General features: G+C 63.8%; 15 protein-coding genes and 2 pseudogenes. 7 read left to right on the forward strand and 10 right to left on the reverse strand.

Annotated elements, in window-relative coordinates; genetic code table 11:
* Positions 1 to 31 precede the first annotated feature (31 nt).
* Positions 32 to 1197 (reverse strand): IS3 family transposase gene (locus G341_RS0110930; protein ID WP_155826735.1). Its coding sequence is split into 2 segments (ribosomal slippage): positions 32 to 910 and positions 913 to 1197, totalling 1164 coding nucleotides; the frame shifts between segments, so codons are not numbered across the junction.
* Between the two features lie 55 nt (positions 1198 to 1252).
* Here G341_RS0110930 and G341_RS24415 point away from each other — a divergent pair.
* Positions 1253 to 1366 carry a YegP family protein gene (locus tag G341_RS24415; RefSeq protein ID WP_425402072.1) on the forward strand — a complete coding sequence of 38 codons (114 nt, stop codon included), beginning with the start codon at positions 1253 to 1255 and terminating at the stop codon, positions 1364 to 1366.
* Positions 1367 to 1484: 118 nt separating this feature from the next.
* Positions 1485 to 1904 (forward strand): VOC family protein, encoded by a 420-nt coding sequence (locus G341_RS21760; RefSeq protein ID WP_043451312.1) that lies wholly within the window; start codon positions 1485 to 1487, stop codon positions 1902 to 1904.
* A 450-nt stretch (positions 1905 to 2354) separates the two neighbouring features.
* Here the strand turns inward: G341_RS21760 and G341_RS24155 are convergent, their stop codons facing one another.
* From G341_RS24155 to G341_RS0110955, 4 genes and pseudogenes are all read right to left on the reverse strand, one after another.
* Positions 2355 to 2654 carry a Rossmann-fold NAD(P)-binding domain-containing protein gene (locus G341_RS24155; protein WP_245556989.1) on the reverse strand — a complete coding sequence of 100 codons (300 nt, stop codon included), beginning with the start codon at positions 2652 to 2654 and terminating at the stop codon, positions 2355 to 2357.
* Positions 2596 to 2745, reverse strand: a pseudogene (locus tag G341_RS24160) (SDR family NAD(P)-dependent oxidoreductase); the annotation flags it as partial. The pseudogene G341_RS24160 and the gene G341_RS24155, both read right to left, overlap by 59 nt.
* Positions 2746 to 2765: 20 nt before the next feature.
* A pseudogene (locus G341_RS21765) lies at positions 2766 to 3221 on the reverse strand (aldo/keto reductase); the annotation flags it as partial.
* 301 nt (positions 3222 to 3522) lie between these two features.
* On the reverse strand, positions 3523 to 3921 hold the full coding sequence (locus G341_RS0110955) for a nitroreductase/quinone reductase family protein (RefSeq protein ID WP_026303536.1): 399 nt from the start codon (positions 3919 to 3921) through the stop codon (positions 3523 to 3525).
* Positions 3922 to 4813: 892 nt separating this feature from the next.
* Here G341_RS0110955 and G341_RS0110960 point away from each other — a divergent pair.
* A complete protein-coding gene (locus G341_RS0110960; protein WP_026303537.1) occupies positions 4814 to 5362 on the forward strand; it encodes a DinB family protein in 549 nt (182 codons plus the stop codon).
* Here G341_RS0110960 and G341_RS0110965 read toward each other — a convergent pair.
* Positions 5292 to 5645: a gamma-glutamylcyclotransferase family protein gene (locus G341_RS0110965; protein ID WP_043451315.1), complete on the reverse strand. Its 354-nt coding sequence runs from the start codon at positions 5643 to 5645 to the stop codon at positions 5292 to 5294. The genes G341_RS0110960 and G341_RS0110965 overlap by 71 nt on opposite strands.
* An 86-nt stretch (positions 5646 to 5731) precedes the next feature.
* Here G341_RS0110965 and arr point away from each other — a divergent pair, with 86 nt between their 5' ends.
* Entirely contained in the window at positions 5732 to 6154 is a 423-nt protein-coding gene (gene arr, locus G341_RS0110970; RefSeq protein ID WP_026303538.1) for an NAD(+)--rifampin ADP-ribosyltransferase, read from the forward strand.
* A 105-nt stretch (positions 6155 to 6259) separates the two neighbouring features.
* On the opposite strand, the gene G341_RS0110975 is transcribed toward arr, so the two are convergent.
* Positions 6260 to 6856, reverse strand: a complete 597-nt coding sequence (locus tag G341_RS0110975; RefSeq protein WP_245556970.1) for a TetR/AcrR family transcriptional regulator — start codon at positions 6854 to 6856, stop codon at positions 6260 to 6262.
* An 86-nt stretch (positions 6857 to 6942) separates the two neighbouring features.
* Between G341_RS0110975 and G341_RS21770 the strand changes: the two genes are divergently transcribed.
* Genes G341_RS21770 through G341_RS0110990 form a run of 3 tightly spaced genes read left to right on the forward strand, consistent with a single transcriptional unit; the run spans position 6943 to position 10648 of the window.
* A complete protein-coding gene (locus G341_RS21770) occupies positions 6943 to 7893 on the forward strand; it encodes an SDR family NAD(P)-dependent oxidoreductase (RefSeq protein ID WP_051092758.1) in 951 nt (316 codons plus the stop codon).
* On the forward strand, positions 7893 to 9551 hold the full coding sequence (locus G341_RS0110985) for an AMP-binding protein (protein WP_018179191.1): 1659 nt from the start codon (positions 7893 to 7895) through the stop codon (positions 9549 to 9551). The genes G341_RS21770 and G341_RS0110985 overlap by 1 nt, the downstream gene beginning before the upstream one ends.
* On the forward strand, positions 9548 to 10648 hold the full coding sequence (locus G341_RS0110990) for a lipase family protein (protein WP_018179192.1): 1101 nt from the start codon (positions 9548 to 9550) through the stop codon (positions 10646 to 10648). Before G341_RS0110985 ends, G341_RS0110990 begins: the two co-directional genes overlap by 4 nt.
* A gap of 43 nt (positions 10649 to 10691) precedes the next feature.
* Here G341_RS0110990 and G341_RS0110995 read toward each other — a convergent pair whose 3' ends face one another.
* From G341_RS0110995 to G341_RS0111005, 3 genes are all read right to left on the reverse strand, one after another.
* A complete protein-coding gene (locus G341_RS0110995) occupies positions 10692 to 12044 on the reverse strand; it encodes a cryptochrome/photolyase family protein (protein ID WP_018179193.1) in 1353 nt (450 codons plus the stop codon).
* Positions 12045 to 12334: 290 nt separating this feature from the next.
* Complete coding sequence (locus G341_RS21775; protein WP_245556971.1) at positions 12335 to 12793, reverse strand: elongation factor Tu; 459 nt, start codon at positions 12791 to 12793, stop codon at positions 12335 to 12337.
* Positions 12794 to 12816: 23 nt separating this feature from the next.
* A complete protein-coding gene (locus G341_RS0111005; protein ID WP_026303539.1) occupies positions 12817 to 14577 on the reverse strand; it encodes an oleate hydratase in 1761 nt (586 codons plus the stop codon).
* Positions 14578 to 14711: the final 134 nt, after the last annotated feature.

The following is a 14711-nucleotide window of genomic DNA, read 5'->3' on the forward strand; positions in this document are numbered from 1 at the left end:
GGGACTGCTGCACGTTCAGGTGACAGTTTGGTCACGCAGCCTGAGTGACTGCTGTGGTCATCATGGTCTCGAATTCGATCGGGGTCAATCGTCCGAGTCGGTCTTGGCGACGGCGCCGGTGGTAGGTACGTTCAATCCAGGTCACGATCGCGATCTGCAACTCTTCCCGGGTGGCCCACGGCCGCCGGTCCAAGACGTTCTTCTGCAGCAGCGCGAAGAACGATTCCATCGCCGCGTTGTCACCGGCCGCGCCGACGCGCCCCATCGACCCGACCAGCCGATGGACGTTCAGCGTGTGAACGTAACGGCGGGAACGGAATTGGCTGCCACGATCGCTATGCACGATGCAGCCGGCCACATCGTCCCGGCGGGCCACGGCGTTATTGATCGCCGCCACCGCCAACCGGGACTTCATCCGTGAGTCCATCGAGTACCCGACGATCCGGCCCGAGCACACATCCTTGACCGCACACAGGTACAACTTGCCCTCACCGGTGCGGTGCTCGGTGATATCGGTGAGCCACAACTGATTCGGTTTATCAGCGGTGAAATCCCGGCACACCAGATCATCATGCACCGGCGGGCCCGGCCGGCGATTCTTCCCGCGGCCAGGTTTACCGAAACTCGACCACCACCGGTTGGACCGGCAGATCCGCCATGCCGTGCGCGAGGCCATCGCCTGGCCGGCGGCAGCCGCCTCATCAGTAAGGAACCGGTAGCCGAACTCGGGATCATCACGGTGGGCATCACACAACGCGTTAGCCCGATAGGCCTCGACCAGCTCCGCGGCGGTCACCGGAACGGCCAGCCACCGATAGTAGGGCTGACGGGCGAGCTGCAGGACCCGGCACGTCACCGCGACGGGGATACCGTCGGCGGCGAGCTCTTTCACGAGCGGGTAGAGCCTTTTCCCGGCAGATTGGCCTGCGACAGATAGGCGGTCGCCCGCCGCAAGACCTCGTTCTCCTGCTCCAGCAACCGGATCCGCCGATTCGCCTCCCGCAACTCGGCCGACTCCGACGTACTCGTTCCGGGCCGCTCGCCATCATCGACAGCGGCCTGACGCAGCCATTTGGTCAACGTCATTTCATGAACACCGAAGTCCCGCGCGATCTGGGCCAACGTGACACCGGACTCGCGGGCACGGGCCACGCGCACGACATCATCACGAAACTCTCTCGGATACGGCTTGGGCACAACAACATCCTTCCAGGCCCGCCCAGAGGCAAGCCAGATCAGATGTCACCTGAACGTGCAGCAGTCCCCAGCTAGCCAAGGTTATACGTCGCGATCGAGCGCGGTCCAAGGCATCGAATCAATCAAGAAGAACGCCCCCGGAGCCCCGATCGTCGACGCCGAAAGCTAAATGACCTGCCGGTGGTCTTCGTCCGTGGGGACGAACGCCTGTCGGACTTTGGCGTGCGCGGACGAAGAGTTCCGAAACGTTCAAGTCAGGCAGACTCGTACATCGCGATGATGGCGAGATGAATGCACAACTGGTTCCGAAACTTCTGGTGACCGACGCCGACGCAGCTATCACGTTCTACACCAAGGCACTTGGGGCCCAACTGCGACTGAGGGTCGTCGACCACGATGGTGTAGTGAACCACGCCGAGATAGCAACCGGCTCGACCGTTTTCGCCGTCGCCCAGAGCGTCAAGGACTGGGGCTGGATAGACCCACAATCAATCGGTGGCTCGCCCGTGCTGCTAGTGCTCACCGTCGTCGACCCGGACTCGACCGCCGATCGCATGGTCGAGCACGGCGCACAGGTAGTTATCCCCATCGACGACCGACCGTATGGCAAGCGTGAGGGGCGAATTCAAGACCCGTTCGGGCATCTGTGGGTTATCAGTGGAGACCTACAGCAGACTGCACCAAGTATCGACGCCACGAAGATCTGAGCACCGCTGAGGCTCGGGCCTGACGCTGCCGGCGATACCGCGAACAAGGCCTGATCAGCGCCTGTCCAAGCCGTGTTCCTTGCTCGATGCGCAGTCTCATAAAACCTTCATAGTTGGCTTACTGGCGCAACAATTCTGGTCCATACCGTTCTTCTCATACCAGTTCCCCACTGACGAGGAGATCCGAAATGAAGTCCCACAAGCTCCTTCTGGCGGGCGGTGCCACCGCCGCGACCCCAGCAGCCGCATTCATTCCCCCGGCCCGTCTCGTCGACAGCGCGTCAGGCGACCCGTTGTTGACCACACCCTGGACGGGCCGCCCGCACGCGGCGCTCGAGAGGCGCAACGGCCACTGACGATGCGCCCGTTGCGACCGCCCCGCGGACCACGTGCCTCTGCTCGCGCGGCCCGACCGAACACGCCTCGGAGCGAAGCGTTGGTCGGACTGGATCAGTTGAGCTGATCTGCTGGGCGGATGAGGATTTCGTTGATGGCCAGATGGCGTGGTTGCGCCAGGACGAAGCCAATGATGTTGGCGATCTCGTCGGGTTTGACGGTCGCTACGTCGTACCTCTTCTGCACATCCTCTCGGGTTGCCTCATGAGTGATGTGGACGAGAACGGGCCCAACAGCATCGTGCCGGCATTGTTGACAAGTACGTCCGCTCCCTGAGTTCTTCTCGTACCCGGCGGGCGGCGAGTGCTTCGATCCGGTCGATGCGTCGCGCGAGCAGGGCGACACAATCGCCATGCGCGTTCAGTACGCGGGCTGTCGCGGCACCGATTCCTGATGAGGCACCGGTGATTACGGCAACGGACGCGGACTTCTGTGTGTCGGTCATGTGCGGCCTCTCATTGTCGGTCAGGCTTCAGGGATGTCGCGGTGGAATGCTTCCCGGGTCACGGCCTCGGGTTCTGGGCCCCCGCGCACGCCGGTGTCGAGGGCATCGATCCGCTGCAACTCGGCGGCGGTGAGGTCGAAATCGAAGACATCGAAGTTGGCGGCGATCCGTTCGGGTTTCACTGATTTCGGGATCGCGGAACGGCCCTGCTGCAGATGCCAGCGCAGCATCACCTGCGCAGCGGTCTTGTCGTGCGCGGCCGCGACCTCGCCGATCGTCGGATCATCGAATGTGCTGGTACCCGTGCCGCGATAGGAGGTGATGCCGCCCATCGGCGACCAGGCCTGGGTGACGATGCCCAGTTCGGCGTTCGCCTGTTGCACGGCCGGTTGTGAGAAGTAGGGATGAACCTCGATCTGGTTCACCGCGGGCACGACGGTCGTCCGTTCGCGCAGCGCGGCGAGATGATCGGCCAGCGTGGCGACCTCTTCGCGGCGCAAACCCGGCACGCGGCGGCGGCCACCGCTGATGATGCCCGCCTGGTCCGGAGTCACCTTCGCGCGGCGGCTGCGCAGGAACTCCCCGACATCGCTGCGTTGATCCATGGCTTTGACGGTAGGCCGATCCTTGCGGTCCTGGGGTGTACGGCCGGTACACGGACCCGCGTTCTACGTCGGATGGATCAGACCAGTGGGTGTCGGTTTGGATTTCCAACCAGATCGATCTGGCCGACGCATTGGCAGAGCCTTCGGCAATCAGCGCGGGAGACATCGTGTGTCAGCCGGCATCCAGGTCGATCCGGATTGTCAGGCGCCCCGTTCCTGCCGCCCGCACCGCCACGCTATTTATGCCGCCCAATTGGCTCAGCCGAGCGGTGGTGTCGTCCTCGGGCAGCAGTATCGCCTCACCCGAATGCCACCGGCCATTGAGCCGCACTCGAACAGTCGGACATGCCTGGATGTTGCGAACATAGTCCGATCGGTAACCGTGTTCGGAAACCAACCAGAATGAGTTGCCCTCGCGCCGACCACCAATGGGAGTCTGCCGCGGGAGACCGCTCTTGCGGCCCGTGGTCTCGACCATGATCAACCTGTTTGAGCGACGGGCCACCGGGTTGACCATCCGTCGCTGAACCGCGTGTACGAACCGGAACTTCAAGGAATCTCGCTGGGTCATGACTCCATCGCACCTTGCCCGGCTGGTTCACACAACCGTCCGTGGTAGGAGATCGCCGCCCGACTTCCTATGGCCAGCGATCAAGTCTCATCGAACTGGCCAATAGTTGCCCCGGGCAGGTCGCGTCCCCGCCACATCCAGCCCCGGCGCGCACCCGGATTCGATGAGAATTCGACACTGATTGCAGCCAATCATGTTGGCGAGCAACTGATCAGGGCGTGGAGATCGAGTTGGGGGCTATCACCGAACTCATGGCGGCATTCGCCCACCGGAACAACGAAACTCGTCGCACGCGATCGAGTATCAGGCGTTGGCCGAATTCCTGACTGCTGCGGACCGCACCATCGCTGGGGGACGTTCCACACTCGCGGTGGGCAGCTCGAAAATGACATCATTGCCGCCGACGCCGCGTGGCTTGAGATCTGAGGGGGTCAGTCACTACGACCGTTACGATCTCCCACCGACCCGCGCTATGCAATGCGGCCATGACCGGACACAGTGGCCACGGGCTCCAAATTCGCAGCGCGCGAAGGGATTGTGTCGCCATGGCGACGATCCTGACTGAAGGTCCGGATGTCCGATTAGGCAATTGGGTCTTGCCGGCTCCGACGGGCAGGGCTAATGTCTGACGCGTTAGACATTTGGATTTCTCTCATCGGCTGATTGAGATATAACCCGGGTTGATCCAAGCCCCGGACAGTTGCCGAAAATCGCCTCTCAGCACGACGAAGTCAGCCGTCTTGGCGCCCGCGTCAACGTCTCATGCGCACTCGCATGCTGCGCCTCCCTGATCGCGCAACATTATCCGGACACCGCATTGGGGTCGCGTACGTCCCGAGACTGCAAGCACGACAACATGTTCCACCCCCGTATCCAATAGAAGGAGTCAAAAATGGCGACATGGTCCATACCGCTAATCACCACCGGCACCGAGCGTCGGCTGCTCGAGGCCACGCTCGACCGCAACCGGACCGAACTGATCAACACCGTGCGTGGCCTGTCGGAGGAAGATGCTCACGCCCGCCGACTCGAGTCCATGACCACCCCGATAGGACTGCTCAAACATGCCGCCGTCGCCGAACGGATCTGGTTCCAGCATGTCCTAGGCGACATCCCGATGACCGAATGCGACGGCCCCACGACGGCCGGCGATGCCAGTTTCATAGTCGGCGATCGCGAGACCGTCGCCGACGTGATCGCCGAATTCGAGCGTGCCAGCGCTCGATCACGCACGATTGCAAGCGAATTCGGCCTCGACGACGTCAGGATTCATGCACACCTCGGCGAGGTCAGTCTGCGATTTATCTATCTGCTCGCGATCGAGGACTTTGCGCGCCACGCCGGCCACGGCGACATCCTGCGTGAGCAGATCACTGCTGCAGAATCTCCCGCTCGGCCGCAGACGCGTAGACCCACGCGCGATAACCGGACACCAGGGTGACTTCGACGCGGTAGTAGTCGTCGACCTCGTAGTCATCTGCGGCAGACAGCTCGGCGTCGGTCAGCGTCAAGCGCGTTCCCGACACGGAGTCCGTCGCGGTGCCGACTCGGAGGACCGGATGCCGATTCGAGCCGCTGATTCGAATCACGTCAGGATCGGTAATGGTGATGAAGTCACGGCGAAGTCCGCCGAGAGCATCATCCTCACCCGCAATGGTGCGGCCGAATAATTCTTGCTGCACTTCCGGATTTCGAAGAGTTCCGTAGGTGAAGAGTGAGTGCATCGATTGATGGTACGACCTGCATGGACAGTGGTCGGCCTGAGACCGCGGCCTTCGCGGCCGAGCTCGTTGGTACAGAATCGAACACGATGACACCGAAACCGTTTGAGCCCCATCACTCCGGCGCCTTTCTTCATGGCACCAAAGCCGACTTGTCCCCCGGCGACCTTCTGACTCCCGGGTTCCGCTCGAACTATGACCCCGAGCGCATCATGAACCACATCTACTTCACGCAGACCCTGGACGCGGCGGCCTGGGGCGCCGAACTGGCGGCGGGCGAAGCTCCGGGCCGCATCTACATCGTGGAACCGCAGGGCGCGATCGAGGACGACCCGAACGTCACCGATAAGAAGTTCCCGGGCAACCCGACACGGTCCTACCGCAGCCGTGAAGCGGTACGTGTCGTGGACGAACTCGTCGACTGGGTCGGTCACACCACCGAGCAGATCCAGGCAAGACGCGAGGCGCTCAAGCAGCTCAGGGCCGTCGGACGCAGTCTCATCGAGGACTGACTCTTCGAAATCCGCATGTGGTGCCGATCGGTGGCGCCGTGGCGTGGCTCATCTGTCTTGTGCGCGCCGGTCGATAGCCGCTCCTATCTGCCGCCCTGGTCGTCGTCAGTCGTCGGCGTGCCGCTCGGGCGGTAGTAGCAGTTTGATCGACTCGAAGAGCGAGTCGCTACTGACCCTCGGATCGATGATCTTGCGCACGGCGAGGCCGAAGACCATGTTGAGGATCAGGTCGGCCAGGTACTCCACCGGTAGCGGCGTCGGGATGCCGGTCGGCAGCACCGCGGCGAGCAGCGGGGTCAGCCGCGTGACGGCCGCCCGGTTGCGGCCGGCCTCCGTGGCGACCAGTTGCTCATCGCCCCGCACCGATAACGCGAATTCCAGCTCCAGGCGCGGCAGCCCGGAGTTCAAGAGACGCTCGGCCCAACCCTGGAGCGCGTCCACCAGGCCACTGCCCCGGTGACTCGTGAGGAGCTCGGTCAGCTCGGCATGCACCTCCTGCTGCAGCTCCTCGAGCACTTCCAGGGTCAATTCGGCCTTGCTGGCGAAATTCGAGTAGAAAGCGCCCGTGGTGAAGCCGGCCTGCTCGGTCACCGCGGCGACCGAGGTCGGCGTGTAGCCCTGCGTCAACAGCCGCTGCCGCGCCGTCTCCTTGATCCGCTGCCTGGTCTCGGCCTGCGCTATCACCCGTGAATTGCCCTGCACCGCTTCACCGTACCGCGTCGAGCTCTTGACATCGCCCATTTGAATAGTACCGTTATCCCAAATAACGGCATTATTTGGGAGGCTTGATGAGCGACAGTCGTCGCGGTGAGCGGATGGTTCTGCAGGTGATCGGACCGTCGATGGAACGGAATACGGCGCGGATTCGGCGGGCAGTGGACGGCAAGGTCGTGGTGATCACCGGCGCCTCGTACGGCCAAGGCGAGGCGACCGCGCGCCTACTTGCCGCGCACGGTGCGACGGTGGTGATGGCCGCCCGGACCGTCGACCGGCTGTCGGAGATCGTCGACCAGATCAACGCCGCCGGCGGCACCGCCCACGCCTATGCCCTCGACCTCGGAGACCCCGACTCGGTAGAACTCTTCGCATCGGCGGTCGATGCCGACTTCGGCCGGGTCGACGTACTGGTACACAACGCCGGTAAGTCGTTGCGGCGCTCGGTATTCCGCAGCGCATTGCGAATGCAGGACATGGACGTGATGCTGGGGGTCAACCTGCTCGGCCCGATGCGCCTGACCCTGGCCCTGCTGCCAATCATGAAAGCGCAAGGTGGAGCGCACATTGTGAACGTGGCCACCGCCGGATTGCAGATGCCTAACGCGCCGCGCTGGGGTTTCTACATCGCGTCCAAGGCCGCGTTCGATCGGTGGATTCGCGGCGTGGCAATGGAGGCGCGTCCCCATGGGATCACTGTGACCAGCCTGTACGCCGGCCATATCAAGAGCCGAATGGTGGCGACCGGCTGGGTCAGCGCGATGCCAGGACACACCCCGGCGCAGGCGGCCGGGGTCGTGGCGTACGCGATCACTCACCGTCCGCGAGTGCTGCAACCGCACGGATTCGGATTGCTGAAACTGGTCAGCGTCGCATTCGAGGCGCCGCTGGAGGCCATGCTCGGCAGGTTCGATCGCCGCGCGGGCGAGACACCGGCATCGGACGCCGCGTTCGCGGCCGCGATGGCGAAGAGAGGCGTCGGCACCCTGGCCGACTCAGGCCGCAACGGCAAGGTGGTCCGCTGATGAGCCGACACCAGCAGGCCGCCGTTCGCGGTTCCCGACGACAGTGGATCGCCGCGGCCGTCGCCCTGGCAAAATCCGGCACCCTCACTCCCCCGGGCCCGCGGGCCGCGCGCGACATAGTCCGCGCCCGCAAGGTATTCGGCGCGAGCCCGGCTACCTTGTTCGCAATTTCCGCTGCCCGCTATCCGGACCGGGTGGCCCTCATCGACGAGGCCGGATCCATCACCTACCGCGATCTCCTGGCGGCATCCATGGCGATGGCCGCCGACCTTCGTCGAGACGCGCTGGGCGATAACGGCGGATCCGTGGGCATCCTGTGTCGAAACCATCGGGGGTTTGTGATCGGTCTGGCGGCCGCGGCCCAGACCAACTCCAACATGGTGCCGATCAACACGGAACTGCCATCGCACCAACTCGCCGCACTACTGCAACGCCACCGATTCGACGCATTGGTGCACGACACTGAGTTCGCCGCACCACTGACCGCGGCCGGCTGGGCGGGCCACTCGATCATCGTCGACGCCCCGGGACACGAACAATCCTCGCAGAGAACACGTTTCCATGACCGCGGCCCGGCAACCGCGCCTGCCGGCGGCGGTCCCCACCTCACGTTACTGACCTCCGGGACCACCGGACTCGCGAAAGGCGTGCCGCGGCAGGTGAGTCCGGCCGCGATCGCGAAGCTTGCGGCGACAGGGCTCGCGCATGCCGGCCTGGGCAACGGCGAAGTCGTTTACGTGGCGCCGCCGTTCTTCCACGGGTTCGGCCTGCTATCAGTGCTGGGTACCGTGACCGTCGGCGGCACGATCGTCTGCCGACGCCGCTTCGATGCCGAGGCGGCGCTCGATGACATGGCACGCCATCGAACAACCATGCTCCATGCCGTGCCGGCGATGCTGCAGCGCATCGTCAACGTTCCCGACGTGCGCAGTCGCGCGCAGTCGATTCCGTTGCGCACCACCCTGACCGGAGCGGCCCCGATCACCACCGCCACCGTCGTCGCCTTTCAGCAGGCGTTCGGCAACATACTGGTCAACGGCTACGGCTCCACCGAGGCCGGTGTGGTGTCGATCGCGTCCGCAAACGACCTTGCGCATGCGCCGGGCACGGCGGGGCGGCCCGCGTTGGGCGTCTCGATCCGCATTCTCGATGACGCCGGCACCATCGTGGACACGGGAGTCATTGGTCGAATCATGGTGCGGGGCCCGCTCGACTACGAGGGATATACCCCCGATTCGGCCAATCCGACACAATCCAAGACGGTGCTTGATGGGCACGTCGACACCGGCGACCGCGGCCACATCGACGCCGACGGCCTGCTGTTCATCGACGGCCGTTCGGACGACATGATCGTCTCCGGCGGCGAGAACGTCTTCCCCGGCGAAATCGAAGACGCTCTCGCATCGCATCCGGCCGTCGCTGACGCGGTCGTCATCGGAGTTCCCGATACCGAGTTCGGTCAGGTTCTGAATGCCTTTATCGTCGTCCGCGATGGCCAGGACGTACCGGCCGATGAGCTGAAGAGTTATCTCCGCGAGAGGGTGGAGCGCTACAAGATCCCGAAGCGATTCATCACGCTCGACGAGATACCGCGCAACGCCAGCGGAAAGGTCCTGCGGTCACAGCTGTCGGACGCCACGAACGGACCGAGACGATGAGCGCCACACCGCACCCGTCGGCGGGGCGACTCATCGACTATCGGCTCACCACCGCATTCCTCGTTCCGGGCCTGCGACTTCGGGCAGAGGCGTGGAAGATTCGGTACACCACCACGACCGCCACCGGCGATCTGACCGAGGTGAGCGGAACGGTGCTGATTCCCACCAAGCAGTCGCCGCGCGCCCTCGTCGGCTACGCGGTGGGTACGCAAGGGCTCGCGACCCGGGCGGCCGCCGTATCGGTGCAGTTGCGCCTCGGGCTGGAATACGAGGCCGCGGTGTTTGCCGCCGCCCTGCGTCGAGGATGGGCATTGGCCATCCCGGACTATCCCGGACTCGGGGACGACACCGCGTCAGTGCACCCATATGTCATCGGCCACGCGCTTGGTCCGGCGGTGCTGGACTGCATCACCGCCGCACGGCAATTGCCCGCGCACGAGCTTACGGACCTGCCCGTGGCGATCACCGGGTACTCGGAAGGCGGATGTGCCGCCGGCTGGGCCCTGCAGCTGCAGCCGAGCTACGCCCCCGACATGCCGATCGTCGCCGGCTCCGCGGGCGGCGTCCCGGCCGACCTGGATTCCTGTCTGGCACACCATGACAAGGGCACGTTCGCCTTTCTGCTCGTCTACGGGTTGATCGGGCTCGATGCGGCGTACCCCGATCTGAATCTTCGTGGCCTGCTGACGAAACGCGGCGAGCGAATATTCGCCCTGTTCCGCAGGACGCACATTCTGGCTGCGATTCTCCTCGGGTTGGTCCTGACCTCCTGGCGAACGGTGGACGGGTTCGTCACGAGCCATCCCCTGGACGATCCTGCTGTGCAGCAACGACTGCGAGAGAACTGTCTCGGCGAAACGGCTCCGGCGGTGCCTGTCCTCGTCGGAGCCGTCGTACGCGACCAAGCGATCCCCTATCCGCAGAACGCCGAGCTGGCGCAGAAATGGGTTGCAGCGGGCGGCAATGTGACATTCCGATCGGTCCGATGGGGCGAGCATGTCGTGGGCGCGCCCGGCTTCTTCCGCAGTGCGTTCGAGCACATCGACCGGCACGTCGGCGACGCCGCACGACCGAGCGATTCCCGCTCCATCGCCTAGGAGGCGGCTCCGTCCCGAGTCCTCACCGAATCGCCCTGGCATCTCAAGAGAACAGGTCGAGCGTCGGTTGGCTCTCACCGCCCGCAGAGTGCATCGGCGGCGGGTACACCGAGTGCGGGACGCCATGCCGCCACGGCCGATGAATGCTTTTGCCCTCCAGGTGCGCCAACTCTGGAACCCACCGCCGAACATAGTCGCCGAGCGGATCGAAGCGTTCGGCCTGACGCAACGGATTGAGCACTCGGTTCGGCCGGGTATCGGTGCCGGTGCCGGCAGCCCACTGCCAGTTCATCCGATTGTTCGCGATGTCACCGTCGACCAACCACCGCTCGAAATGTGCTGCACCCAAACGCCAATCGATGCGGAGCGTCTTCGCGAGAAAACTGGCCGCAATCAGTCTCGCTCGACCGTGCATCCATCCCTGCGTCAACAGCTGACGCATGCCCGCATCCACGATCGGGTAGCCCGTGCGCCCCTCACACCACGACTTGAATACAAGATCGTCTGTTGCCCAGGAGATTCCGCGTGGTCGATAGTCCACGGTAGCGGCATCCGGACGGGCCGCGAGCACCTGGTGATGGAAGTCTCGCCAGCACAACTGGCGAGCAAAGGCCTGCGCCCCCGAATCGGAGAGATCCAGACGGTCCAGGATCTCGGTAGCGGACAAACATCCGAAATGCAGATACGGCGACAGATGCGATGTCATGTCACCGGCGAGGTCGTCGCTGCGCTCGTCGTAATCCTGGACCGAGCGCCTAAGCCATCGCGTGAGTAGCGCCCGGCCGGAGCGTTCGCCGCCGACCATCAATTGCGGGGAGGCAGCACCCGGGCAGGTGGCGTCGGCTCGCGGCAGCGAGGCACCGCTCACCGCTGGCACATCGATGCGAGTCGGCGGTGCGATCGGCTTGCGTCGCGGTATCTCCTGCCACCGGCGGAAGTATGGGGTGAACACGGCGAAGTGGTCGCGACCGGTGGACGGGGTGAGTTCACTCGGGTCGGCGACGGTGGTGGATCCCGCATGCACCACAAGATTGCAGTCGAGTGATGCGAGGCGCTCTCGAAGCCGCCCCTCGCGCCGCCGGCTGTACGCGCTGACGTCGTCGGCGATGTGCAACTCCGCCGCATCCGTCTCCGCCACGACCCGCGCGGCCTCGTCGATCACGTCGCCACGACGCAACACCAATCGACCTCCGCGCCTGCGCAATTCATCATCCAGCTCCTGCAGCGCCGCTGCCAGAAACGCGGCCCGGTTGGGCGCGTTGAAAGCGCCCGACGTGATCCCGTCGTCCAGGACGAACAATGGCACCACGTCTGAACCGCGGCGGCACGCCGCGGCCAGCGCGGGGTTGTCGTGCACCCGGAGATCACGGGTGAACAGAACGATCGTCACCGACATAGCCAGTCCCTATCCGTTGATCGACACGCGTCTGCCTAACCGTAGGTCAACGCGAGCCCTGCAAGCTGTGCGACGATCTAGTTCATGAGTGACAGCAGCCTTGACCGCTGGTGGTTCTGCGTGAAGCATCAGCGACCCGAACATGGGAATCCGTGCGGCTCGTCTGATCGACTCGGACCGTTCCCCGACGAAGCCACCGCCGCTCGAGCACCCGAGATCGCTCAAGCTCGTACTGCGGAGGCAGACGCATACGACGAAGACGAATAGCGCACTCTCGCTGGCTCGTTCAGTCAGTCCCCGCGCGTCGGTGGCGTGAAATCCGACTCCAGGCGCGACCTGATGAGGGCACCCTTCAATGCTGCCGTGTCGACGATCATCTGTCCTCCGTAGACCGTGAGCGGCAGATCATCGGTCACGACCCCGTCAAGTCCGATAGCGCCGCTCTCCCCCGCGTTCAGTGCGACCGGCTTCCGGCGTCCCCGCACCTCGAGCCGACCGATCTGGGCCGTTAGGACGCGATCGCCGATCACCAACGAGGCCGGGGTGCCGGCGTCGACCCTGCCCGACTCGACGGTCCCCGTGAACATCCGTCCTTTGCCGGTAATCGTGAAAACATCATCGATACGAAACACGAATGGTCCGGCCGGACCGACATTCACCGCCGCGGTTTCTGGCTTCCTACTGAAGAGTCCCATTTGTCGAACCTTATCGGTCCGGTTGCCGGCCGAAACCACCGAACTTGCCGTCACCGAGCGGCAGTCGCCGCTGATGGTCAGACCAACCCGGCGTCTCTCATGATTGGTCCGATCTCGGTCTCATCGAGCTTGCCGAGGATCCAGCGCTTGATCACGTCAGGTGCGTGCAGCTCGATCTTGTCCCCGTCGCGCAATCGGCTGGTGGCTTTGAGCAACTCGCGCACGTCATACGTGGAGTTCCACACCTCGGGGACACCTCGCTCAATATCGAGCAGTGTGTACACCGCCTCCATCGGAGTACGAACCGAGTATTCAGTCGTGAAGATGCAGTCGCGCTGCGCAGACTCGGAGAACTGGCCGATGAACGCGAAGTTCACCGATCCCTCGGGGACGACGTCAGGCCGGTCACCGGCTCGACGCGGCATGAAAAATGCTGTCACGTAAGGCATCATGCAGGGCACTGCCTTCGCTGCCGTGGATGCCAGTTCGTCGATATCGGCTACCGGCACGCCCATGTGGTACAGCCATTCCCGAGTGATCTCCTCGCCGGTGCACTCTTGTATCGGCTTCTTGACATAGTCACCGGGCACTTCGGAGAACAGCGCGTACACCCAGACAACGATCTGATCGTCCGGTTGCTGCTTGAAATGAGGCTGGCGATTGACGGTCCATGACAGCAACCACGACGAATCCAGTGCGGTGACGATGCCGCCGGTAACGACCTTGCCGCTGAACGGATCTCGCTTGCAGACGCGCTGAATGTACTCCGGTATCCGCTTGTCGAGCGTGGTCACCGTGCACGATTCCCATTTCGTCCGGTCGATGTCACCGGCGAAGACATCGGGCCTTCCGAACGCCGGATCCTTCTTCGCGACGGTCCGCCACAAGTCCCATGCGGGCGCCGGGCCGGTGTTCAGCTTCGCCGGCGTGTGATGATCGCCCTCGTCGGAGTTCTCAGTGAGCGACCCGATCGTCATGAACAGCAGGTCGTCCTCAGTCAACGAGGCACCTCCGGCGGTCCCTTCCTTGGTCCAATGCAGGTGCGTCGCCTGTTTGCGGCCCGCCTCCAGATCGAAGTCCACGTCCGTCACAGTGGTGTCGAACTCGATGGTGACGCCCTGATCGAGCAACCACTTGTAGAGCGGCAGCACCAGAGATTCGTACTGGTTGTACTTGGTGAACTTCAGCGCCGACAGGTCGGGTAGCCCGTCGATATGATGAATGAAGCGGTGCAGGTAGAGCTTGAGTTCCAGGGCCGAGTGCCAGTTCTCGAAGGCGAACATGGTGCGCCAGTACGTCCAGAACTGGGACTTGAGGAAGTCCTCGCTGACGACGGCTTCAATCGACTTGCCCTCCATCTCCTCCCGGGTGGCTGAGAACATCTTCACGATGTCACGCTGAGCCTTGTCCGGCAGTCGGAAGAGCCCGTCGAAATGTGCATCCGCACCGCACTTTTCGGTGACGCGTTGCAGCGAGGAGTTCGGATCATCGATGTTGAGCCAATAGAACTCGTCCAGCACGCTGGCGTCGTCGACCTCGATCGACGGTATGGATCGGAACAGGTCCCAGAGACACTCGAAGTGATTTTCCATCTCGCGGCCGCCTCGGATGACGAACCCCTTTTCGGGTTCCTTGATTCCGTCGAGAGCGCCGCCGGGGAGCTTTAACTCCTCCAGGATCGTGATGCGGGAGCCGGGCATTTGAGCATCGCGGATGAGGAATGCCGCGCCTGACAGGGATGCCAGGCCGGCGCCAACAAACCACGCCCGTTTGCCCTCCACCTTTACCGGCTTGCGGGGACGAGCGAAGGCTTCATAGTTGCCTGCTGTGTAGCGCATGTACCTGGCTCCTTTCGGGTTCTGGAGACAATGGTATGCGCGGACCGCCTTCGTCGGGGTCGCAACAGTTAGCGACGGATTCGGCAGTGCGCATCCGCCGGAGCCGAAAGTGGTTGGTAAGTAACGTGAGTTCG

Origin of the sequence: Jongsikchunia kroppenstedtii DSM 45133 (genome assembly GCF_000380485.1) — a bacterium.
Lineage (GTDB): Bacteria > Actinomycetota > Actinomycetes > Mycobacteriales > Mycobacteriaceae > Jongsikchunia > Jongsikchunia kroppenstedtii.

Coding starts and splice junctions, on each gene's coding strand:
- G341_RS21760 (WP_043451312.1), top strand. CDS start 1,485: ATGAATGCACAACTGGTTCCGAAACTTCTGGTGACCGACGCCGACGCA.
- G341_RS24155 (WP_245556989.1), bottom strand. CDS start 2,654: ATGGCGATTGTGTCGCCCTGCTCGCGCGACGCATCGACCGGATCGAAG.
- G341_RS0110955 (WP_026303536.1), bottom strand. CDS start 3,921: ATGACCCAGCGAGATTCCTTGAAGTTCCGGTTCGTACACGCGGTTCAG.
- G341_RS0110960 (WP_026303537.1), top strand. CDS start 4,814: ATGGCGACATGGTCCATACCGCTAATCACCACCGGCACCGAGCGTCGG.
- G341_RS0110965 (WP_043451315.1), bottom strand. CDS start 5,645: ATGCACTCACTCTTCACCTACGGAACTCTTCGAAATCCGGAAGTGCAG.
- arr (WP_026303538.1), top strand. CDS start 5,732: ATGACACCGAAACCGTTTGAGCCCCATCACTCCGGCGCCTTTCTTCAT.
- G341_RS21770 (WP_051092758.1), top strand. CDS start 6,943: ATGAGCGACAGTCGTCGCGGTGAGCGGATGGTTCTGCAGGTGATCGGA.
- G341_RS0110985 (WP_018179191.1), top strand. CDS start 7,893: ATGAGCCGACACCAGCAGGCCGCCGTTCGCGGTTCCCGACGACAGTGG.
- G341_RS0110990 (WP_018179192.1), top strand. CDS start 9,548: ATGAGCGCCACACCGCACCCGTCGGCGGGGCGACTCATCGACTATCGG.
- G341_RS0110995 (WP_018179193.1), bottom strand. CDS start 12,044: ATGTCGGTGACGATCGTTCTGTTCACCCGTGATCTCCGGGTGCACGAC.
- G341_RS0111005 (WP_026303539.1), bottom strand. CDS start 14,577: ATGCGCTACACAGCAGGCAACTATGAAGCCTTCGCTCGTCCCCGCAAG.